The organism is Pseudarthrobacter sp. W1I19, assembly GCF_030817835.1.
GTDB lineage: Bacteria > Actinomycetota > Actinomycetes > Actinomycetales > Micrococcaceae > Arthrobacter.
Map to the genome: position 1 here is coordinate 692810 of NZ_JAUSZR010000001.1, position 21515 is coordinate 714324.

Below are 21515 nucleotides of genomic sequence, written 5' to 3' on the forward strand. Positions count from 1 at the left end.
ATGAACAGCCCCTTTGCCGAAGCCATCCTCAGCGGCTCGCTCCTCCTTGCCATCCCGGTGGCGCTGCTGGCCGGCCTGGTCTCCTTCCTTTCCCCGTGCGTCCTGCCGCTGGTGCCCGGCTACCTGGGCTACGTCACGGGGTTGTCCGGGGTGGACCTGGAAAAGCAGAAGCGTGGCCGGATGCTGGCGGGCATCGGGCTGTTCGTGCTGGGATTCTCCGTGATCTTCGTCCTCCTGGGCGGTGCGTTCGGTCAGTTGGGCACCCTTATTACCGGCTCGCAGAACGCCTGGATCACCCAACTCCTTGGCATCCTGGTGATTGTCATGGGTGTGGTGTTTATGGGCGGCTTCAGTTGGCTGCAGCGGGACGCCAAAATCCACGCCAAGCCACCGGCCGGGCTGTGGGGCGCGCCGCTGCTGGGCCTGACGTTCGGGCTGGGCTGGGCTCCATGCATTGGACCCACCTACTCAGCCGTCCAGCTGTTGAGCCTGTCCGGCGGTTCGTCCGCCGCGAAGGGCGCCTTCCTGGCCTTCGTCTACAGCCTGGGGCTGGGCATCCCGTTCCTGCTGATCGCCCTGGCGCTGCGCCGGGGCATGGGAGTGATGGCCTTCTTCCGCAAGCACCGGCTGGCCATCCAGCGCACCGGGGGCGGCATCCTGGTGCTCCTGGGACTCCTGATGGCCAGTGGCGTCTGGGGTACCTGGGTGACCGGGCTGCAGTACTGGTTCCAAACTGATGTGAAGTTGCCGATCTGATGAGCGAGCGTGTGAACGTAAAGAAGAAGTCCTCCACTCTGGCCGGCGGCAAGGAGCGTGGCGCCAAGGTCGCTGAGGCCAAGGCTGACGCCGCGTTGCCGGCGTTGGGACCGGTGGGGATGCTTCGCTGGGCGTGGACCCAGCTGACCAGCATGCGCACAGCGCTGTTCCTGCTGCTGCTCCTCGCCGTCGCGGCGGTCCCGGGCTCCCTTTTCCCGCAGCGGCCGGCGAACCCTTCAGTTGTAACCCAGTACATCAAGGACAATCCGGACTACGGCAAGCTGCTGGACACCCTTCAGCTGTACGACGTCTACTCCTCGGCCTGGTTTTCGGCCATCTACCTGCTCCTGTTCATCTCCCTGATCGGCTGCGTAGTGCCGCGCGCCATCGCCCACTACAAGGCCATGCGCTCCCAGCCGCCGCGCACGCCCAAGCGGCTGTCGCGCCTTCCTGAGTACGGCACCCTGGTCATTCCGGCCGACGCCGGGATCCCGGCGTCGGAGGCCATCACCAGTGCCGCCGGGGTGTTGAAGAAGCGCGGCTACCGTGTGGAGGTCCGGGACGCCGGCGGTGAACGCCCCTCCCTGGGCGCCGAGCGCGGCTTCGCGAAAGAGGTGGGGAACCTGGTGTTCCACACCTCGCTGATCGGCGTGCTGGTGTCCGTGGCCATCGGCGGACTGTTCGGCTACAGCGGCCAGCGCATCCTCGTGGAGGGCGATACGTTTGTAAACACCCTGGTGGGCTACGACCAGTTCACTCCGGGCACCAATTTCCAGTCCAGCCAGCTCCAGCCCTATTCCCTGCAGCTGGACAAGTTCGACATCACTTTTGACCGCGAGTCACGGGGCAAGATCGGCCAGCCCATCGACTTCTCCGCAGCCGTGACCACCAAGGAAAACCCGGACGCCCCGGCGCAGCAGGAAATCCTGAAGGTCAACGATCCCATCACGCTGGGCGGCACCAGCATTTACCTCACCGGCAACGGCTACGCCCCCGTGGTGACCGTCAGGGACGGCCAGGGAAACGTTGCCATGCAGGGCCCGGTAGTGGGCAAGCTGCAGGGGGACAACTACTACTCCTCCGTGGTGATCAAGGTCCCGGACGCGAAGCCTGACCAGTTGGGATTCCAGGGCTTCTTCCTGCCCACGGCGTTCGTTTCGAATGAAGGCGTTTCCTACAGCGGAGACCCCGGACTGTTCAACCCCCAGTTGACGCTGAACTCCTTTTACGGTGACCTTGGCCTGGACGACGGCGCCCCGCAGAACGTCTTCGAAATCGACGTCAGGAATCTCACCCCGCTGAACGCCCGGAACCTGGACGCCGGCGGCATCACGCTGACCCCGGGGAAAAGCTTTACGCTCCCGGACGGCAAGGGCACCATCAGCTTTGACGGCGTGAAGCGCTACATCGGCGTGGACATCCACCACAACCCCGGCCAGCTTTACGCGCTGATCTTCGCGCTCCTGGCGGTGGCCGGGCTGATCCTGTCCCTGTACGTCAACCGCCGCCGCGTCTGGATCCGCACCGGCACCCACGAAGACGGCCGCACCATGGTGGAATACGGGCTCCTGGCCCGCGGCGAAGACCACCGGCTCGCGGGTGAAGCGGATGCGGTGCGGAAGCTGCTCTCCGCGGAATGGCGGATCGCCGCAGACGCTGACCCCGCCGGATCACAGCAAACTCCCAGCAGCAGCCCCCATAATGGCGCTGGCGCTGCCACAACTTCAGCTCCACGCACCCCAGCCGGCCCCTCCGGGCCCGAAAAGGACCAGTAATGCCGTTCGGAATCAACGAAACCATGGGCCAGTACAGCGAGCTTTTTATGCTGCTGGCGGCCGGCACGTACACGGTGGCCTTTATCGCTTTCGCATGGGATCTTGCCAAGAGCAGCAAGGCCCTGCGCGCGATCGACCTCAAAGCTGCGCAGGCTGAAGAGTCCGCCAAGGTGCCGGTTGCCGCAGGCGCGGGAGTCCGCAGCGAGTCCCACTTGGCCGGACCGGCGGGCAGGGCCGAACGGCCGTCGTCGGCCACTGCCCGGCCAGCCGGAACAGGAGGCGGGGGAGTTATCACTGCCGACGGCGACATGCGGTACGCCGCCGAACGCCGCGCCCCCGCGCGGGTGGCCGTAGCCCTGACCATCCTGGGCGCAGTGATCCACGGCGCCGGCGTGCTGACGCGCGCCCTTGGCGCCGGACGCGTCCCGTGGGGCAACATGTACGAATTCCTCACCACCGGCGCCTTCGTGGCCATCGCCGTATTCCTGCTCGTGCTGATCCGCCGCGACCTGCGCTTCCTCGGCACGTTCGTGGTGGGCCTGGGCATCATCATGCTGGTGGCTGCTTCTGTGGCGTACTGGACCCCGGTGGGCCACCTGGTTCCCGCCCTGCAGAGCTACTGGCTGATCATCCACGTGTCCATCGCAGTGCTTTCCTCCGCGCTGTTCACCCTGACGTTCGCCATGTCCGCCCTGCAGCTGGTCCAGTCCCACCGGCAAAAAACCGTTGCCGCCGGCGGCGCGGACAAGCTCGGCTTTATGCGCCTGGTACCGTCCGCGCTGAGCCTGGAAAACCTGTCCTACCGGATCAACGCCATTGCCTTCATCGGCTGGACGTTCACCCTGATGTTCGGTGCCATCTGGGCGGAAAAGGCGTGGGGCAGGTTCTGGGGCTGGGACACCAAGGAAGTCTGGACCTTTGTGATCTGGGTGGTCTACGCAGGCTACCTCCACGCCCGCGCAACCCGCGGCTGGACCGGAACACGTGCCGCCTGGCTTTCGATCGTTGGCTACCTGTGCGTGATTTTCAACTTCACCATCGTGAACCAGTTCTTCAACGGGCTCCACTCATACTCCGGGCTCTGAACAGGGATTTCGTCCCGATTCCGGGGGAACTGGCGGAAAATAACCAATCGGTGTAGCAATAGGGGTGTTCGCGGTCCGGCCGTGATGCTACCTTGGTGACGTTCGCCCGTGATGAAGCTTGCAGGCGAAACACCAGTTTTTCCTGAGGTACCCATGAGCTATGTTCTCGCGATTGATGTGGGGACCAGTTTCACTGCTGCCGCCGTTGCGCGCTTTGGCCAAGGTACTTCCCCTGCCGCGGAGTGCCTGCCACTGGGACTTCGCGGGGCAGCCGTGCCATCAGTGGTGTACTACCCGGAGGAAGGTCCCCTTCTGGTGGGGGAGGCCGCAGAACGCCGCGGCCTCGATTTCCCCGGGCAGGTGGTGAGGGAATTCAAGCGCCGCGTGGGCGATGCAGTCCCCATTTCCGTGGGCGGACTGTCCCTGCCGCCGGAGGACGTTTTTGCCACCATGGCACGCTGGGTGGTGGACCGGGCCGTAGAGCGCGAGGGCGCGCCGCCGTCTGAGGTTATCGTTACCCATCCTGCCGCCTGGGGCACCCACCGGACCTCCATGATCCTGGCCGCCATGGCCGCCAAAGGTCTGGACAACATCACGCTCGTCACCGAACCGGTTGCGGCGGCGCTGTATTACGCCTCCCAGGTCCGCGTGGAGGTGGGCAGCATCATCGCTGTCTACGATCTTGGCGGCGGAACCTTTGACACTGCTGTCCTGCGCAAAGCCGGCACCAACAAGTTCCGGCTGGTGGGGCGCCCGGAGGGCATCGAAAACCTGGGCGGTGCCGACTTCGATGCCGAGGTCTTCCGGTACGTCGCAAAGCACACCGGCAACGTCCTCTCCAGGCTCAACCCCGCGGACCCTGGAGTGCGTGGCGCGTTGGGCAGGTTGCGGCGCGAGTGCGTGGAAGCCAAAGAAGCGCTCTCCTCGGACAGCGAGGCCACCATTTCGGTGCTCCTTCCCGGCTTCCAGCAGCAGATCCGCCTGGTGCGATCGGAATTTGAAGCGCTGATAGAGGAACCGGTCCGCGATACTGTCGAGGCGCTGGAGCAGTCGCTGGCCCAGCTGGAGCTGGAACCGGCGGCTCTTTCTGCCGTGCTGCTGATTGGCGGTTCATCACGGATCCCGCTCGTGGCGCAGCTGATTTCGGAACAGCTGGGCCGGCCCATCGCCGTCGATGCCGATCCCAAGTCCTCCATCTGCCTCGGCGCGGCGCTGTCAGCTGTGCTGGCACGCGCGGAGACTGAGTCCCGGGCAGCCGTGGCGGCGGTGCCCGCGGGAGCTGCGGGCACCGCCGTCGGACTCACTCCTGGCAGCAGCGCGCACGTTGCCAGCCGCCATGCCAGCTGGTCCCGCAAGGGTACGACGGCGAGTGGTGCAGTTGCGGGCGTGGTGGTTGCTCCTGCCCACGCGCACGGCGGCGCCCACGCGCCGAAGCCCACAGTGCGGCTGACGGCCATCGCCGCCGCCGCGGCGCTGGTCTCGGTCCTTACTGCCACGACGGCCCAGAGCCCGGCGGGATTTACTGACCTCACCGCCATGTTTGTGCCGAAAGCAGGCGCTGCCCCTGGACCGGATCCGACTGCCGACAGTGCCGGCGGGACAGGAGGCGGAAGCGGGCCAGTTGCCGCGGCAGCCGTACTCCCGGCAGCCGGTGTTGGAGCCGGCATGAACAGTGAAGCGGTGCCTTACGGCGGGCCGGGCCTTGACGTGGAAGCTTCGCCCACCAGCCGGCCGTTGTGGGGGGCGGCAGCGGAAAACATCCCGGCCGCCGTAGCCGGGGTTGACGTTGCGACCAGCGGACCGGCAGGTCCCGCCGCAGCCGATCCTGGTGCCGGGACACCGGACGCCCCTGCCGCACCACCTGTAGCCATTGACCCCGTCACCGGCGAGCCGGTGCCTACGGATCCATTAACGGGTGAGCCGGTGGCGACGGATCCCGTAACGGGTGAGCCGGTGCCGACGCCTGAACCCACAATCATTGATCCGGATCCCAGCACTTCAGGTCCGCCGTCGCCCACTGAATCCACGGGCACTCCGCCGTTACCGACGGAAGCGGCAGGCACTCCGCCGCCTGAAACCACGGGTGCTCCGCCGCCACCGACTGGAACGACCGGCGCGCCGCCTGAAACCACGGGCGCTCCGCCGCCACCGACGACGGATGCTCCGGCGCCGCCTGCTCCCGTCATCGGGCCAGCTGAGACGGAGCCCGTTATGCCCATCAGCACAGGACCGGGGGTCTAGCATGGCCGGGAACGAGGTGCGCCTGGCAGATCATGGTTTCCTGCCGGCGGAGCTGAACCACAGCCAACCGCCGCACGTCGCGGAGCAGATGGCCGGGCAGCTCAAGGGCACGAACGCGGCGGTCCGCGAACTCCTCCTGGCACTGTCTGTTGGCTTTGCATTGCCCGGTCCGCTGCCTGCCGACCTGCAGCGGAAAATCGAGGGCGGCGATGTGGAAAGCCTGGACGCCCTGGTTGAGCGGGCAGAATCAGCCGGTCTGCTGACGCCGGACGGAACAGTAGTAGGGCCGGCACAGCATGCCCTGTTGACAGTTGCCCCCACAACCAGGGTGCATGCGCTCCAACGAGAGCTGGTGTCCGCCTACTCTGAGCACGGCCAGCCGCTGGGAGACCTGGCCCGCGAACTGGCTCGCGGCGGGCTCGCCGATCCCCGGGTTGCGGCCGAGCTGGAACACGCAGGTGACAAGGCGCTGGAACAGGATCCGGGTCTGGCCGCCCAACTGTATGACGAGGCACTGCTGGCGGGAGCGGACGAGCTGGGCACCGCCGCACGGCGTGCCCAGGCAGCCGTGGGCAACGGGGACCTGGACACCGCCACCCGGATTATCGATACGCTCCTGGTGTCCACTGATCCACCGGACGTCCGCCGTGGTGTGGATGTGGCAGCAGCAGTGTGGGCCCAGCGCGGCATGCTGGCCCGGGGCGGGGACGCGTACAGCTGGTTGGGCGCTTCGAGAGCAGGCACGTCTGCACCGCTTGCTGCCGTCACCATGATCGGCAGTGGCAACGTCCGGGGCGCCAAGTCACTCTTCCGGGCAGATGCTCCACCGGCCGCTCCCACCTTGCTGGCAGTGGCCCTCGCGGAAACGGGCAAGGGCATCATGGAGTCGCTGGCAGTCGAGCCGCACCGGGCCCTCCCCGTGCTGATCCATGCCTCGGACATGCTCAACGGTTCAGGGGCGGCGCTTCCCCTCCCGGACACTCCAGCGGCCTTGGCCGCGCTGCTCGCCCTGCACACCGGAGAACCCCATCTGGCAGAGACAGTTTGCGCGTCAGCTGTGGCGGCGGGCCAGGGCGGAAACGCGGCCAAGCCCAGGCTCTTCCTGCTTCAGGCGTGGTCGGCCATGCAGCAGGACAGGCTTGAGGACGCCCGGCTTGCCATCAATGAGGCCTCGAAAGCCAACCATTGGCCGCTGGTCCCCCGGGATGAGTTCATGTGTGCGGCCCTGGAAGTGGGGATCGCGCGGCGCAATGGTGAAATTCCGCAACTCGTCATGGCCTGGGAGCGGGCGCATGAAGCCATGCTGCATATCTCGGTGGACCTGTACAGCCTCCTGCCGTGGGGTGAACTGATGATAGCTGCCGCCCGGCTCCGCGAAACCCACCGGGTGGCACACTACCTGGACGAGGCGAACCAGTTGCTGGGGCACTTGGGCGATCCGCCCCTGTGGGCAGTGCCCTTCCACTGGGCAGCCGTCCAGGCAGCGCTGCTCAGTGACAGCCCGGCAGACCTGGCTCCCCATGCAACGGCCCTGGCGCGGGCCGCGGGCCACAGCCACCTTGCAGCGGTCTTTGCCGCGGCCGGCAAAGCTTGGGTGACAGTCCTGGCGCGAAAGATCCGTCCCGCGGACGTTGAAGCTGCGGCGAGGGCCCTGGGCAGGGTGGGAATGCCCTGGGAAGGCGCACGACTGGCCGGACATGCGGCGGCGCGTGCCGAGGAACGCAAGGACATGGTGCGGCTGCTGTCCTGTGCCCGGGACCTTCACCCGCAGCCAACTGAGGCAGGGAACGGGAAGTCCAGGGTACCGGAGTCCCGCGATGTTCCCGCCACGGGCACCAACGGGACGAATCCGGACGGCTCGGGCCTGAGTGACCGGGAAAAGGAAGTGGCCAGGCTGGTGCTTGAGGGCAAGACGTACCGGGAAATCGGGGAGGCAATCTACATCTCTCCACGGACTGCCGAACACCACATTGCCCGTATGCGGCGCCGCTTGGGCGCCGAAAACCGGTCAGACCTGATGACAAGGCTGCGCCTGGCACTGGATTCCGAAGATCGCCCAAAGGACTGAATCCCTCAGGCCCCTAAACCCCTAACCGGAGGCGCTTCAGTTTCCCAGAGGGAGGACATCGGGTAGGGGGGAAGGGCCCGATGCCCGGTCGCGGAGGGACCCGTACGTTTGATGCAAGCCCGGTTGGGACTACGGGGCGCTCCGGCAATTTTCGAGAAGATGAGGACAACCACATGACACTCGCAAACGATCTCGTCCAGTTCCTGATGCACCTCTTCGGCGACCGCCAGGCGGCCCAGGACTTCCTGGACGATCCGGAACGCGCCCTTGAAGCCCACGGACTGGGGGGTGTCTGCTCGGCGGATGTTGACGCAGCGATGCCGGTTGTCCTGGACTACGCACCCGTTACGGTCAATGCTGCCCGTTTTGACCGTGACTACAACACGGGCGGCAACAGTGCCACCACGAGCCACAACGGCGGCGGAACCAGCTACACCCCGCCTCCGGCCGGCGGCGGGCATAGTGGCGGGGACCAAGAGCACGAGGACCATGCACACGCTATCCAGCAGCTCCATCATGTAGTGAACAACTACTCCTACACCTCTACGGTGGACGACCGGGACATCATCACCGACTTGTCCGTCAACCAGAATGTCTGGGCCGACGGCGACGTGGAGCAGTGGTTCGACAATGATTCCGTGGTTGCCTCCGGTGACCGGGCCATTGCGGCCGGCGACGACGCCGATGTTGACGATTCCAACAACATCGAGGATTCCTACTCCACGGACAACTCCGAGGATCATTCGACGGACAACTCCATCCACGCCGGCCGCGATGCCAGCGTGGGCAATACGGATACGGACATCTACGAGTCCTTCAATACGGACGTTGACATTGATGCCGACCTGGACAACGTCGGGAACACCGACATCCGCGAGGACAGCTCGACGAACATCGATGTCAGGGATTCCGGCAACGACAACTCCCTGCATGACGTTGGAAACACGGACGTTGATTTCGACAACGTGGGCAACACCACCGACAACTCGGATCACCGCGTAGATGTAGACCTGGAGGACGTCGGCAACAGCGACAGCTCGTCGAATACCACTATCTCGGACAACGTGGTTGTCGCCGGGAACGAGGTCACCAAGGTGGAGGACAACGTAGTTATCGCCGACAACACCGTGGACTACACCAATACCGAGGTTGAGGTTGGCGACGTTGACGCCGACTTCACCACCATCGACGAATCGGTCATCGTGGCAGAGAATGACCTTGACGTCACTACCGCAGTGGCCGCGGATGACGTGATCATCGAGGACTGACCTGAGGCAAAGGACACGCTATGGCAGAAGCCGGACCGGCGAAACCGTCAACACCTGCGACGACTGTGCAACTCGCCGGGCTGGTTAGGCAAGGCCTCGAACTGACAGGGACCGGAGACCGGCTGGACCTGCGCAAACGCCTCGACCAGACCTTGAGGAGGCTGGAGGACCCCAGCATCCGCGTTATCGTCGTGGGCGAGTTCAAGCAAGGCAAAAGCAAACTCATCAACGCGCTGGTGAACGCTCCGGCGTGCCCGGTCGCTGATGACATCGCCACGTCCGTCCCCACCGTGGTCCAGTACGGCGACACCGCCTCCGCGGCCATCCTGGTTCCCAAGGCCGGATCCGATGCCACCGACGAAGCCAATATTGAACGGCGCCCTGTTCCCATTGCAGACCTGCCGTCCTATGTTTCCGAGCGCGGCAACCCCGGGAACAGCAAAAAACTCGTGGCGGGCGAGGTGTATTTGCCCCGCAAACTCCTCACGGGCGGGCTCACTGTCATTGACTCCCCGGGTGTGGGCGGGCTGAACTCCTCGCATACCCTGACCACCCTCACTGCGCTTCCCACGGCTGATGCCATGCTGCTTGTCTCCGATGCCTCCCAGGAGTACACAGAACCGGAACTGCGCTTCCTTCGCCAGGCCATGCGGATCACCCCCAATGTTGTGGGTGTCCTGTCCAAGACGGACCTTTACCCCGACTGGCGGCGCGTGGAGGAGATCGACCGCGGCCACCTTGCCCGGGTGGCGCCGGACATTCCCCTGTTCAGCGTCTCCTCCGACCTCCGCCTTGAAGCCTCCCGCCTGCAGGATGCCGAATTGAACGTGGAGTCCGGCTTCCCCGGGCTGATCGCGCACCTGCGCACCGAAATCGTGGGCAAGGCACAACGGCTCCAGCGCCGTTCCGTGAGCCAGGACCTGCTGTCCGTCACCGAGCACCTCCGGCTGTCCCTGCAGGCCGAGCTTGCAGCCTTCGAAAACCCGGGAAAAACACCGGAGATGATTGCCGGCCTCGAAGTGGCCAGGGCGGAAGCCGATGAGCTGCGCAAGCGGTCCGCCCGGTGGCAGATCACGCTCAGCGACGGCATCAGCGACCTGATCGCGGATATGGAATATGACCTCCGGGACCGCCTGCGCCGGATTCAGCGTGAAGCCGAGGCGGCCATCGACCTGGGTGATCCCGGACCCACCTGGAGCCAGTTCTCCCAGTGGCTCGAAGAGTGCGCCGCAGCCGCCATCTCGGACACGTTCGTATGGACCAGCGAGCGCGCCCAGTGGCTGGCCGCCCAGGTTGCGGAGCATTTCGCTGCCGACGAAGTGACCCTGCCAGTACTGCACGTCTCGGACAGCGGCGACGCCCTGGATCCGGTAGACGATATGCCGACGCTGGACAGTGGAAGGGTCAACCCCCTGCAAAAGGTGCTGATCGGCATGCGCGGGTCCTACGGCGGTGTGCTGATGTTCGGCCTGCTGACGGGCATCTTCGGCATGGCCCTCATCAACCCCCTGTCCGTGGGCGCCGGGCTGCTGCTGGGGCGCAAAGCATACCGGGAGGACAAGGAAGCCAGGCTGAAGCGGCGCCAGGCCGAGGCCAAAGCCCTGGTACGCCGCCAACTGGACGACGTCACCTTCCAGGTGGGCAAACAGCTCAAGGACCGGCTGCGGCTGGTCCAGCGCTCCATCCGGGATCATTTCACCAACATCGCAGACGAGCACCACCGCTCCCTGGGGGATTCAGTGGCCGCAGCCCAAAAGGCCGCCACCACTTATGCCCTGGAAAAGGAAGTGCGCATCCGCGAAATCAAAGCGGAGCTGAAGAAGGTCGATGCCCTGGCGCGCGCCGCCGAGGCTGTGGCCGCCGAAGTGGCTGCCGACACAGCGCGGGGCAACTCCGTTACCTTGAATCCCCGATCTCCCGCCGCAGCCGGCGCACCGGGGACGTCACCAGCTGTGGCAGGGGCGGGATGACCGCCTCCACCATCGCTGGTGCCGCGGACCTTGTCCGGGAAGCGTTGAATGCCTACCGGGAAGACCCCGCTGCTGTGGCAGTACTGCAGGGTTATGCCAGGAGACTGGAAGAACCCCTGCGCATTGCGGTTGCCGGCATGGTGAAGGCAGGGAAGTCCACCCTCCTGAACGCCATCCTCGGCGAAGAGATAGCGCCCACGGACACCGCAGAGTGCACCCGCATTGTGACCTGGTACCGCTACGGCCGCACACCCCGGATCACCCTTTACCCGGCGACGGGCGAACCGCGCAGCCTTCCCGTCAAGCGCGTTGACGGCCGGCTGGTGTTTGTCCTCGGTGACGCCACGGCGGACGACGTCGACCGGCTGGAAGTGGAGTGGCCGTCACCGGCCCTGCAGGACATGACCCTGATCGACACCCCGGGCATAGCCTCCCTCTCCACCGATGTGGCCGCACGGTCCACCAGCTTCCTTGCCCCGGAGGACACTCCATCGGAGGCGGACGCGATCATCTACCTGATGCGGCACATGCATGCATCCGACCTAAGGTTCCTTGAGTCTTTCAAGGACGCCGAGGCGGGGAGGTCCGGTACTGTCAACGCCCTCGCGGTGCTCTCCAGGGCGGATGAGGTGGGTGCGGGGAGGATCGATTCCCTCCTCTCCGCTGCGGATATCGCCGAGCGGTATCGCCGGGACCACAACCTGCAGAAACTGGTGTTGGGGGTGGTCCCGGTGGCCGGACTCCTGGCACAAGGCGCCCGCACCATGCGCCAGCCCGACTTTGAGGCGCTGCGGCTCCTGGCCGGAATGGAACGGGCACCCCGGGAAAAGCTCCTGTTGTCCGCGGACCGGTTCCTGCGCGTTGCGGGGCCCGAAGGGCTGACGACGGCGGCCCGCGCCTCGCTGCTCGAGAGGTACGGCCTGTTCGGCATCCGGCTCGCGGCAGTCCTCATCCGCAACGGGTTTACTGATCCCACGCCGCTGGCGCATGAACTGGCCCGGCGAAGCGGGCTGCATCCGCTGCTGGAGCTGCTGGGGCGCCAGTTCCAGGCCCGCGCCGAGGCCCTCAAGGCCAGAACAACCCTGGTAGGGGTGGAAGCTCTGATGCGCACCTCACCCCGTGAGGGCACAGGCCAGCTGGCAGCCGCACTTGAACGGCTGCAGGTCAATGCCCACGAGTTCCGTGAGCTCCGGCTGCTGGCAACCCTTCGAACCACGGGCACACCGCTGCCCCCTGAGCTGGCCGCCCAAGCGGAGGGCCTGATCGGGGGCCGGGGTGCAGCCTCCCACGCCAGGCTGGGACTGGGCTCCGATGCCGGCCCGGACCAGCTGGCTTCAGCGGCGCGGCGTTGCCTGGACCAGTGGCGGGCCGTGGCCGAAAACCCGTTGACCGATCGCTCGGCCCTCGACCTGTGCAGGGTGGTCATCCGCAGCTGCGAAGGCATCCTGGCTGAATGTGGCGGGATGGTGGCACAGTCCGCCTAGCGGCTCTTTACCGCCGCCCGGAATTCAGCCAGGCATTGACGGAGGGCATCAGTAAGAACACCAGCCCAACAACCGCCAGCAGGAGATCAAGGCCCCAGAGCAGCACCACATAGCTGCCCGCATCGCCGTCGGGCACCAGGAACGCAGCCGCCACGAGCAGGACAAGGACATGTCCGGCCAGCAGGAGGAGCAGCGCCCATCTGCCCCAGCCATGCCGGCCCATCACCACGCCCAGCATGGCGGCCTCAAGCAGGATCACCAGGAGGACAGCCCCGAGGCTGCCCCAGAAGACGATGCCTGTCGCCGTGGTGACAGCTTCCGGGTCCCCGCCCGGCGCCATCCCCTCCACCACGGGTTTCAGCCGTTGCAGATTGGATTCGCGGGTCATAAAGGATCCGATGAGGACGGCTAACCCCGCAGCGAAGCTGAACAGCCACAGTGTGCGGGCGGTCCGGACGTTCCGCGGCGCCACCGGGATGGCCGCAATGGGGGCGGGAGCGGTCCAGGACAACCCGGGCCTGGGTGGAGGGGCAGGGGGACCTGGGGGCGAAGGCGGAACTGCCGCCCCTTCGGGCAGGGTCCGGGGCCTGTCTTCCCCCACAGGATCCTGAGCCATCGGCCCCTACTTCAGCCCGTCCGCGTCGTGTTCGTCGGTTTCGTGCTTGTCCTTGCCGCCGGTAGTGCCGTTGCCTTGGTTTTTCGCCTTGGCATCCAGTTCCTCCTTGAGCTTCTTCAGGCGCTCCGCTTCCGCCTGGTTGCGCCGGCGGGATTCGAGGTTGCGGAGGAAGTCCGGATCATCGTCCGGAGCGGTGGGATGGCGCTGGCTCTGCTGGGGGGAGGTGCCGCGTGGCCGGCCGATCAGGAGCCAGAGAATGGCGCCGATGACGGGCAGGACGATCATGACCACAATCCAGGCCGGTTTGGAGATCCCCCGGGTGAGGCGTCCATCAGTGCGGATCACGTCCACGAGGCCATACACAAAGATGACGAGGACTGCCACGGCCAAAGCCACACGGAGGAGCATGCCATTAAGTCTATCGTCAGGAGGCGCGGGGGCCTTCGGCGGGAGGCGGCTAAACTTGAATAGTGGCCTTTTTGAAATATTCCCTGATCCGCCTGGCTCTCTTCGCGCCCCTGTTCGTGGTGTTTATGCTCCTGCAGCTCGGCGTGCTGATGTCCGTCATCTGCGCGGCACTGATCGCCTTCGCCGTGAGCTACCTGTTCTTCCAGAAGCAGCGTGATGCTGCAGCAGCGGCACTCCACCAGCGTTTCTCAGGCAAGGCCAAGCCGCTCCGCTCAGCGAATGAAGTGCAGGACGCCAACGCCGAGGACGCCCTCCTCGACGCCAACCCGGAGATCGCCATCAGCAACGACGCCAAGGATCGCAAAAAGTCCTAGGGCTTTCGGCAACCAGCCCGTCCGGCAGCCAGCCCCGCCGGCCAACTGTATGGCCGCGGCCTAGAACCCGTGGCTGAGCACCAGGCCCAGTGCGAACAGCACGCTGTAGCCGAGGTTGATCAGCCCGGTCTGCTTCAGCACGGGGATCAGGCTTTTGCGCTTGCGGCCGTTGATCATCAGCCATGCCGGCATCAGGCAAGCCGGAATCAGCAGCAGCACGATCAGCATCCACGGCCGCCCGGGCGCCAGGATCACTACCAGCATGATGGCCACGGCGAGCATCAGGACGTAGCTCTCCCGGGCATGTTTGTCACCCAACCGCACGGCGAGGGTCTTCTTGCCCGCCTGCATATCGGTGGGGATGTCCCGGACGTTGTTGGCCATCAGCAGCGCCGTGGCGATCAGCCCGGTGCCGATCGCACCGATGATGGCCGGGAGGTTGATCTGCCCGGCCTGGGTGTAGGTGGTGCCCAGGGTGGCCACCAGCCCGAAGAACACAAACACGAACACGTCGCCCAGGCCCATGTAGCCGTACGGGTTTTTGCCGCCGGTGTAGCCCCAGGCTGCCATAACGCAGCCCAGCCCCACCAGGATCAGCCACCAGCTCTGGGTGATCACCACCAGGACCAGCCCGAAGACCATGGCGGCAGCAAACGTACCGAATGCGGCATATTTGACGTGCTCGGGTTTGGCGGCGCCCGAACCAACAAGGCGGAGCGGGCCCACCCGGTCGTCGTCGGTGCCGCGGATCCCGTCCGAGTAGTCGTTGGCAAAGTTCACGCCCACCTGGAGCAGGAGTGCCACGAGGGCGGCAAGGATCGCGTTGAACAGGAGGAATGAATCCATCTCGTAGGCGGCGGCGGAGCCGATCAGCACCGGCGCAATCGCAGCGGGCAGCGTCCGGAGTCGGGCGCCTTGGATCCATTGTGCGGCTGTGGCCACGGTCAGTACCTCGCGTTGGTTTGGGGAAGGCGGCAGGGTGGGGCCCCTGCCCGGTGGTGCAGGTCTACTTTACTTTCCCTGGTGCAGGGCGTTCAGTTCGGCGGCCATGGCCAGCCGGTCGGGCTTGCCGTTCGGCAGCATCAACAGCGAGGAGGCAGCGAGCACGGTTTTGGGCGCAAGGATGCCCAGCGTCCGGTGCCACTCCTGTTCGAGGGCGGCGGCGTGGTCCCGGCTTGGCGCGTACCCGTCGCCTTTAGCCGGCCCGGCATCCAGCCCGGGACCTTCGCCGGCCAGTGCCACATATGCTGCCACCGCCTGGCCCCATTCAGCGGACGGGACGCCGGCCACAAAAGCCGCGGCGACGCCGTCGGACTTTTCCAGCTCTTCCTGCACGTGCGCGGCGGAAACCTTGATGCCGCCGGTGATGATGACGTCGTCGGCCCGGCCCAGGACGGTGAGCCGGCCGTCGTCGTCGATGCTGCCGAGGTCGCTGGTGCGGTACCAGCGCACGCCGTCCTCCTCGAAGAACGTGGCGCTGGCCTCGTCCGGCGCCTCGAGGTAGCCCGCCGCGATGGTGTCGCCGCCCAGCAGGATGCGGCCGTCGGCCTCAACGCGGACGGATACCCCCTCCAGCGGGAAGCCGTTGTAGACGCAGCCGCCCGAGGACTCGGCGGAGCCGTAGGTGGTGACCACACGGACGCCGGCGTTCTTGGCGGCCGCCAGCAGCGAAGCGGGTGCGGGGGCACCGCCCAGCAGGATGGCGTTAAAGCGCCGGAGCACCGCCAGGGTGTCCGGGGACGGCGCGTCGAGGAGCCGCTGCAGCTGGGTGGGGACCAGCGAGGTGAACCGGATTTTGTCCGTCAGCTCCAGGGCGGCAGCCGTGAAGGCTTCAGGCGTAAAGCCGCCGGACACGTCCATCACCCACGGACGGGTGCCGGCGAAAAGCGATCGGACCAGGACCTGGATGCCCGCAACGTACTGGACGGGAAGCGCCAGGAGCCACTGGCCCTCACCCTTGAGCGCCAGGGCGGTGGCCATGGAGGACGCGGCCAGGGATTCCACCGTCAGGACGGTGGCTTTCGGTGTGCCAGTGGATCCGGAGGTGCGGACCACGGCCACGGCGTCGTCGCAGCCGGGAGTTTCCACATGGCCCACTACCAGCCGCCCGTCCTGGTCGACGGAAAGTTCGACGGCGGGGCCCTCGCCGTGGAGGGCAGCGGCCAGGGCCTTCAATGCCGGTTCGATGTTGGGGGCGCCGCTTGGTGCGGTGTTCCCTTGGGCGCCTGTGGGTTCGGTGCTCATTGCCGGTCCTGCCTTAGAAGTAGTGCGGGAAGCCGGACCAGTCGGGGTCGCGTTTTTGCAGGAACGCCTCCTTGCCCTCCACCGCCTCGTCCGTCATGTAGGCCAGCCGGGTGGCTTCGCCGGCGAACACCTGCTGGCCGGCCAGGCCGTCATCGGCAAGATTGAAGGCGAACTTAAGCATCCGGATGGCCTGCGGTGACTGCCGGGCGATATCGGCCGCGTACTCCAGGGCAACCTCTTCGAGGCGCCCGTGGTCCACGGCCTCGTTCACGGCGCCCATCCGAACCATGTCTTCTGCGGAATGTTCACGGGCAAGGAAAAAGATTTCGCGGGCGGCCTTCTGTCCGATCTGGCGCGCCAGCAGGGCTGAGCCGTAGCCGGCGTCGAAGCTGCCTACGGTGGCATCCGTCTGCTTGAACTTTCCGTGCTGGCGGGAGGCGATAGTGAGGTCCGCCACCACGTGCAGCGAGTGCCCGCCGCCGGCTGCCCAGCCGTTGACGACGGCGATGACCACCTTGGGCATGGTCCGCATCAGCCGCTGGACTTCCAGGATGTGCAGCCGGCCGGCGCGGGCGGGGTCGATGCTCTCCTGTGTCTCGCCGTCGGCATACTTATAGCCATCCCGGCCCCGGATCCGCTGGTCGCCTCCGGAGCAGAAGGAGTGGCCGCCGTCCTTGGGGGAGGGGCCGTTGCCGGTGAGCAGGACGGCGGCGACGTCGGGGGACATCCTCGCATGGTCCATAGCCCGGTACAGCTCATCAACGGTGCCGGGCCGGAAGGCGTTGCGGACCTCGGGCCGGTTGAAGGCGATCCGGACCGTGGGCAGGTCACGCACCCAGCCGCCGTCGGAATCCCTTTCCACCTGCCGGTGGTAGGTCATGTCCTGGAAGTCGTCAAAGCCGGACACCACGCGCCAGCGGGTTGGATCGAAGACGTCGGACACCGAGGCGGGGATTTGGTTGCTCACCGTCCAAGTCTAGTAATCGGGGTCAGCTGATGCAGAACTCGTTCCCCTCGGGATCCGCCATGGTGTGCCAGAAATGCGGGCCCTCATTGGCTGTCCAGAGGAATGTTGCGCCGCGGGACTCGAGCTCCCGGCGCACTTCGTCCTTGTCCCGGCCGGCGAGGTTGAGGTCCCAGTGCACACGGTTTTTGACGGTCTTGCCCTCCGGCGCCGTCTGGAAGAGAATCCGCCGCTGCGGTGTTTTCGCTTCCAGCTCCTCGGGCGGCCGGATGGCGCAGCCGGTGGCCCATACGAGCTTGCCGTTGCGGGTTGTTGTCTGGTCCTCGGTGGCGTAGCCCTGCTCAATCATGGACCGGATAAAGCCCTCGTCCTGGGGCTCCACCGCCCACTCGAGGGATTCCGCCCACCATTGGGCCAACTGGTGGGGATCGCGGCAGTCAACAACAATCTGGATATTCAGTCCCATGCCACCAAAGCTACGTGGACCGGGGCTGTTGCGACAGATTCGGACAGCAGGTGGGGTTACTTTCTGGCCAAAAAAGGGGCTTATGGGGCCGTGTCTGACCCCGCGTTGCTGTCAGGCCTGGACCTGCTGGAGCTGTTCGTAGACTTCGGGCGGGATGGCGTAGATGAACACCACGGCCAGCAGGTTCTTGGCGGCGTGGACGAAGTAGGAGAACATCAGGTTCTTCCCCGTCCAGACGTACACGAATACCAGCGTGGCGCCCATGGCCAAATACGGCAGCAGTACAGTCAGTGTCAGTGCTTCCCGGCCCACAACATGAAGGGCAGCAAACAGGAACACGGACAGGACGCAACACATCCAGATGTTGATCCGCCGGCTCAGCTTGCCGATCAGCAGGTGGCGGAAAATGTATTCCTCCACGAACGGACCCACCACCACCAGCAGCGGAACCATCAGCCACGCCGGGACCTGCTGCATCAGTGCCTGCAGGCCTGCCTGGTTCTCGGACGTCGCCACACTGCCGCTGGCCGCCACGGCAATGGCCGAGAGGATCATCATGGCGATCACAGCGGCAGGCACCATCAGGAGTGTGAACCACGGCCGGGTTGCCAGGACACGGAGGTCCCGGGCCACCACGCGGCGTGCGGCCAGGAGCGCGAGAATTCCCACCGAGGCATAAAACAGCAGGTTCATGGCGTAGGACGCGGCGGCGGGCGTGGGCGCCAGCTGCCGGAGGACGGGCCCCACCAGTTCACCGGCCACTGCGAAGAACCCGGCAATAGCCACGTACAGGCCCACCGCGGTGAAGTCGAGGGGCGAAAACCGGTACAGCTGTGGCTGCGGAGCGGGTGGTCGGCTGTGAATGGTGGCCATGGTTTCAGCCTATCCCCACCCAACTGACTGGCAGGTAACGCAGTCAAAACCGCGAATGGGGACGCTAAATGCGAGCTACTTGGGTGCGGACGGGAAAGCAGGGGTGGTGTGCGCATTGCCGCGGGAATCATGCGTCCCCTAGAATGTTCGGTATGCCTAAACTTTTGTTTCGGTGCGCCAAAGTAGCCGCCCGAACCTCCGCCCTCCGGCAGGTGCGTTTCCGGGCCGCCGCGGCAGCCGCCGTCGTGCTTTCCCTCCTGCTGGCAGCCTGCTCGGGAGGGGCATCCGGAACAGACGGCGGCAGCAGGAAAGTGGTGCTGACCACCTTCACGGTGCTGGCCGACGTCGCCAAGAACGTTGCCGGGGACAAGCTCACCGTCGAATCGATCACCAAAGCCGGCGCCGAGATCCACGGTTACGAACCCACCCCCGGCGACATCCGAAAAGCCTCCAAGGCGGACCTCATCCTGGACAACGGACTGAACCTGGAGGCCTGGTTCGCCCAGTTCGTGGAAGGCCTGGACGTGCCGCATGCGGTGGTCAGTGACGGTGTGGAGGTGGTGTCCATCAGCGAGGACTCCTACCAGGGCAAGCCGAACCCGCACGCCTGGATGTCGCCCATGAACGTGCAGATCTATGTGGACAACATGGTGAAGTCCTTCAGCGGCCTGGACCCTGAGAATGCCGAAGTCTTCAAGGCCAACGGGGACGCCTACAAGGCCAAGCTGCAGGCCGTGCAGGACCAGATGGTCACGAGCCTGTCCGGTCTCCCGGAGAACCAGCGCGCCCTCGTCACCTGCGAAGGCGCGTTCTCCTACCTGGCCCGCGACGCCGGGCTCAAAGAGGTGTACATCTGGGCCGTCAACGCCGAACAGCAGGCCACGCCGCAGCAGATCACCCGCGCCATCGAATACGTCAAGGCCAACAAAGTCCCAGCGGTTTTCTGCGAGTCCACCGTCTCCGATGCACCGATGCAGCAGGTGGTGGGAGCCACAGGCGCCAAGTTCGGCGGCACCCTCTACGTGGACTCCCTCTCAGAGGCGGACGGGCCGGTGCCCACCTACCTTGACCTCATCCGGCACGACGCCGGCCTCATCACCAAAGCCCTCGCCGGAGCCACTGGAGGAGCTGCATCATGACCGCGCAGGCCATCCTGGTTGAAAACGTCACCGTCCACTACGGCGAGGTCCTGGCGCTGGACTCGGCGTCCGTGGCCCTGGAGCCCGCCCGGATCTGCGGACTGGTGGGCATGAACGGCTCGGGCAAATCGACGCTGTTCAAGGTGATTATGGGAATGATCAAGCCCGACGCCGGCACTGTACGGATCAACGGAGAGCCACCTTCCAAGGCGCGCAGGCAGGGCGGCATCGGTTATGTGCCGCAGAGCGAGGACGTCGACTGGCAGTTCCCGCTGTCCGTCCGGGACGTGGTGATGATGGGCCGCTACGGCCACCAGGGCTTCACCCGCCGTGCCTCCAAAGCGGACCGCGCCGCCGTCGACGAAGCCCTGGACCGGGTGGAACTGGGGCAGTACGCCGGGCGCCAGATCGGCCAGCTCTCCGGCGGCCAGAAGAAGCGCGCCTTCGTGGCCCGCGGGATCGCCCAGGGCGCCACCACCATGCTGCTGGATGAGCCCTTCGCCGGTGTGGACAAGCGGTCCGAGGCCACCATCACCCGGCTCCTGCGCGAGCTCGCCTCCGACGGCTGCACCATCCTGGTGTCCACCCACGATCTGCATGCCCTGCCGCAGTTGTGCGACGAGGCCATCCTCCTGATGCACAAAGTCCTGATGCACGGCCCGCCTGAAGTGGTGCTGCAGCCTGAGAACCTGGCCATGGCGTTCGGCCTGGACGTGCTGGACCGGGAACTGCCGGCCCACAAGAGGGGGAACCAATGATGGAGTTGTTCCTCGAACCGCTGGGCTACGACTTTATGGTCCGGGCGCTGCTCACCACCGCACTGGCCGCAGTGGTCTGCGCCGTGCTGAGCTGCTGGCTGGTGCTGATCGGCTGGTCCCTGATGGGGGACGCCGTCTCCCACGCAGTTCTGCCCGGAGTGGTGCTGGCCTACATCGTCGGCGCCCCGTTTGCGCTGGGGGCACTCGTGTTTGCCCTCGTCGCCGTCACCCTGATCGGGGTGGTCCGGAACACCAGCCGGGTGAAGGAGGACGCGGCGATCGGGATCGTGTTCTCGTCGCTGTTCGCGCTGGGCTTGGTGCTGATTTCGGTGACACCCAGCCAGACCGACCTCAACCACATCATCTTCGGCAACCTCCTCGGCGTCAGCGTCCCGGACCTCATCCAGGTTCTTGTGCTGGGCGTGGTGGCCTTTGCAATCCTGATCCTCAAACGGCGGGACCTCACCCTGTACGCGTTCGACCCCATCCACGCGCACGCCATCGGGCTGTCGCCCAAACGGCTGGGCGCACTGCTGCTCGGCCTGCTTGCGCTGACCTCCGTGGTGGCACTGCAGACGGTGGGCGTGGTGCTGGTGGTGGCCATGCTCATCATCCCCGGTGCCACGGCTTACCTGTTGACGGACCGCTTTTCGCGCATGCTGGTCATCGCGCCCGTGATCTCCGCCGTCTGCTCCCTGGCCGGCATCTACATCAGCTACTACCTGGACACCGCGTCCGGCGCCATGGTGGTGCTGACGCAGGGAGTGGTTTTCGCCGTCGTCTACCTCTTCAGCCCGCGGCAGGGCCTGATTGGTACGCGGTTGGCCAAGGCCCGCCGCAGGAAAGCGGCGGCGCTCGCCGTCTAAGCCAGCCACCTATCGGCGGACGACGGCGGCACCTGGCCAGGTGCCGCCGTCGTCCGCTGGGTGCGGGGGGCAGCAGCTTGACTCCCGCTTGACTCAGTAAGCGCAGGCAGGCAGGCTGGAGCGATGAAGTCCTGACAACAGCCCGGCCGTGCCGGACTGT

At 65.9% G+C, this 21515-nt stretch carries 19 protein-coding genes; 12 read left to right on the forward strand and 7 right to left on the reverse strand.

Annotation, left to right across the window (positions count from 1 at the left end; all coding sequences use genetic code 11):
• The 8 genes from QF038_RS03220 to QF038_RS03255 all read left to right on the forward strand — a co-directional run bounded on the left by QF038_RS03220 (nucleotide 1) and on the right by QF038_RS03255 (nucleotide 12647).
• Nucleotides 1-756 carry a cytochrome c biogenesis CcdA family protein gene (locus QF038_RS03220; protein ID WP_307608687.1) on the forward strand — a complete coding sequence of 252 codons (756 nt, stop codon included), beginning with the start codon at nucleotides 1-3 and terminating at the stop codon, nucleotides 754-756.
• On the forward strand, nucleotides 756-2531 hold the full coding sequence (locus QF038_RS03225; protein ID WP_307608689.1) for a cytochrome c biogenesis protein ResB: 1776 nt from the start codon (nucleotides 756-758) through the stop codon (nucleotides 2529-2531). Before QF038_RS03220 ends, QF038_RS03225 begins: the two co-directional genes overlap by 1 nt.
• Nucleotides 2531-3616: a c-type cytochrome biogenesis protein CcsB gene (gene ccsB, locus QF038_RS03230; RefSeq protein WP_307608691.1), complete on the forward strand. Its 1086-nt coding sequence runs from the start codon at nucleotides 2531-2533 to the stop codon at nucleotides 3614-3616. Before QF038_RS03225 ends, ccsB begins: the two co-directional genes overlap by 1 nt.
• A gap of 153 nt (nucleotides 3617-3769) precedes the next feature.
• Complete coding sequence (locus tag QF038_RS03235; protein WP_307608693.1) at nucleotides 3770-5857, forward strand: Hsp70 family protein; 2088 nt, start codon at nucleotides 3770-3772, stop codon at nucleotides 5855-5857.
• 1 nt (nucleotide 5858) lies between these two features.
• Nucleotides 5859-7925, forward strand: coding sequence for a LuxR C-terminal-related transcriptional regulator (locus QF038_RS03240; RefSeq protein ID WP_307608695.1), 2067 nt, complete (start codon nucleotides 5859-5861; stop codon nucleotides 7923-7925).
• Nucleotides 7926-8098: 173 nt separating this feature from the next.
• Nucleotides 8099-9193, forward strand: a complete 1095-nt coding sequence (locus QF038_RS03245) for an IniB N-terminal domain-containing protein (RefSeq protein ID WP_307608698.1) — start codon at nucleotides 8099-8101, stop codon at nucleotides 9191-9193.
• 20 nt (nucleotides 9194-9213) lie between these two features.
• Nucleotides 9214-11163 carry a dynamin family protein gene (locus QF038_RS03250; RefSeq protein ID WP_307608700.1) on the forward strand — a complete coding sequence of 650 codons (1950 nt, stop codon included), beginning with the start codon at nucleotides 9214-9216 and terminating at the stop codon, nucleotides 11161-11163.
• Nucleotides 11160-12647, forward strand: coding sequence for a dynamin family protein (locus QF038_RS03255; RefSeq protein ID WP_307608702.1), 1488 nt, complete (start codon nucleotides 11160-11162; stop codon nucleotides 12645-12647). The genes QF038_RS03250 and QF038_RS03255 overlap by 4 nt, the downstream gene beginning before the upstream one ends.
• 7 nt (nucleotides 12648-12654) lie before the next feature.
• On the opposite strand, the gene QF038_RS03260 is transcribed toward QF038_RS03255, so the two are convergent.
• Nucleotides 12655-13263, reverse strand: coding sequence for a hypothetical protein (locus tag QF038_RS03260; RefSeq protein ID WP_307608704.1), 609 nt, complete (start codon nucleotides 13261-13263; stop codon nucleotides 12655-12657).
• Between the two features lie 6 nt (nucleotides 13264-13269).
• Complete coding sequence (locus tag QF038_RS03265; protein ID WP_307608706.1) at nucleotides 13270-13671, reverse strand: PLD nuclease N-terminal domain-containing protein; 402 nt, start codon at nucleotides 13669-13671, stop codon at nucleotides 13270-13272.
• Between the two features lie 62 nt (nucleotides 13672-13733).
• On the opposite strand from QF038_RS03265, the gene QF038_RS03270 reads away from it, so the two are divergent.
• Nucleotides 13734-14045 carry a DUF4229 domain-containing protein gene (locus QF038_RS03270; protein WP_307608708.1) on the forward strand — a complete coding sequence of 104 codons (312 nt, stop codon included), beginning with the start codon at nucleotides 13734-13736 and terminating at the stop codon, nucleotides 14043-14045.
• A 60-nt stretch (nucleotides 14046-14105) separates the two neighbouring features.
• Here QF038_RS03270 and QF038_RS03275 read toward each other — a convergent pair whose 3' ends face one another.
• The 5 genes from QF038_RS03275 to QF038_RS03295 all read right to left on the reverse strand — a co-directional run bounded on the left by QF038_RS03275 (nucleotide 14106) and on the right by QF038_RS03295 (nucleotide 18592).
• The gene (locus tag QF038_RS03275; protein ID WP_307608711.1) at nucleotides 14106-14987 is read right to left on the reverse strand and encodes a 1,4-dihydroxy-2-naphthoate polyprenyltransferase; all 882 of its coding nucleotides are present in this window, start codon (nucleotides 14985-14987) and stop codon (nucleotides 14106-14108) included.
• A 69-nt stretch (nucleotides 14988-15056) separates the two neighbouring features.
• Nucleotides 15057-16289, reverse strand: a complete 1233-nt coding sequence (locus QF038_RS03280; RefSeq protein ID WP_307608713.1) for an AMP-binding protein — start codon at nucleotides 16287-16289, stop codon at nucleotides 15057-15059.
• A gap of 13 nt (nucleotides 16290-16302) precedes the next feature.
• Complete coding sequence (locus QF038_RS03285) at nucleotides 16303-17256, reverse strand: 1,4-dihydroxy-2-naphthoyl-CoA synthase (RefSeq protein ID WP_307608714.1); 954 nt, start codon at nucleotides 17254-17256, stop codon at nucleotides 16303-16305.
• A 22-nt stretch (nucleotides 17257-17278) separates the two neighbouring features.
• Nucleotides 17279-17719, reverse strand: a complete 441-nt coding sequence (locus tag QF038_RS03290; protein WP_307608716.1) for a VOC family protein — start codon at nucleotides 17717-17719, stop codon at nucleotides 17279-17281.
• Between the two features lie 111 nt (nucleotides 17720-17830).
• The gene (locus tag QF038_RS03295; RefSeq protein ID WP_307608718.1) at nucleotides 17831-18592 is read right to left on the reverse strand and encodes a CPBP family intramembrane glutamic endopeptidase; all 762 of its coding nucleotides are present in this window, start codon (nucleotides 18590-18592) and stop codon (nucleotides 17831-17833) included.
• 152 nt (nucleotides 18593-18744) lie between these two features.
• Between QF038_RS03295 and QF038_RS03300 the strand changes: the two genes are divergently transcribed.
• From QF038_RS03300 to QF038_RS03310, 3 genes are read left to right on the forward strand one after another with little or no spacing between them, the layout of a single operon-like run.
• Nucleotides 18745-19731: a metal ABC transporter substrate-binding protein gene (locus tag QF038_RS03300; protein WP_307608720.1), complete on the forward strand. Its 987-nt coding sequence runs from the start codon at nucleotides 18745-18747 to the stop codon at nucleotides 19729-19731.
• A complete protein-coding gene (locus QF038_RS03305; RefSeq protein ID WP_307608722.1) occupies nucleotides 19728-20489 on the forward strand; it encodes a metal ABC transporter ATP-binding protein in 762 nt (253 codons plus the stop codon). Before QF038_RS03300 ends, QF038_RS03305 begins: the two co-directional genes overlap by 4 nt.
• Complete coding sequence (locus tag QF038_RS03310) at nucleotides 20489-21355, forward strand: metal ABC transporter permease (RefSeq protein ID WP_307613388.1); 867 nt, start codon at nucleotides 20489-20491, stop codon at nucleotides 21353-21355. Before QF038_RS03305 ends, QF038_RS03310 begins: the two co-directional genes overlap by 1 nt.
• Nucleotides 21356-21515: the final 160 nt, after the last annotated feature.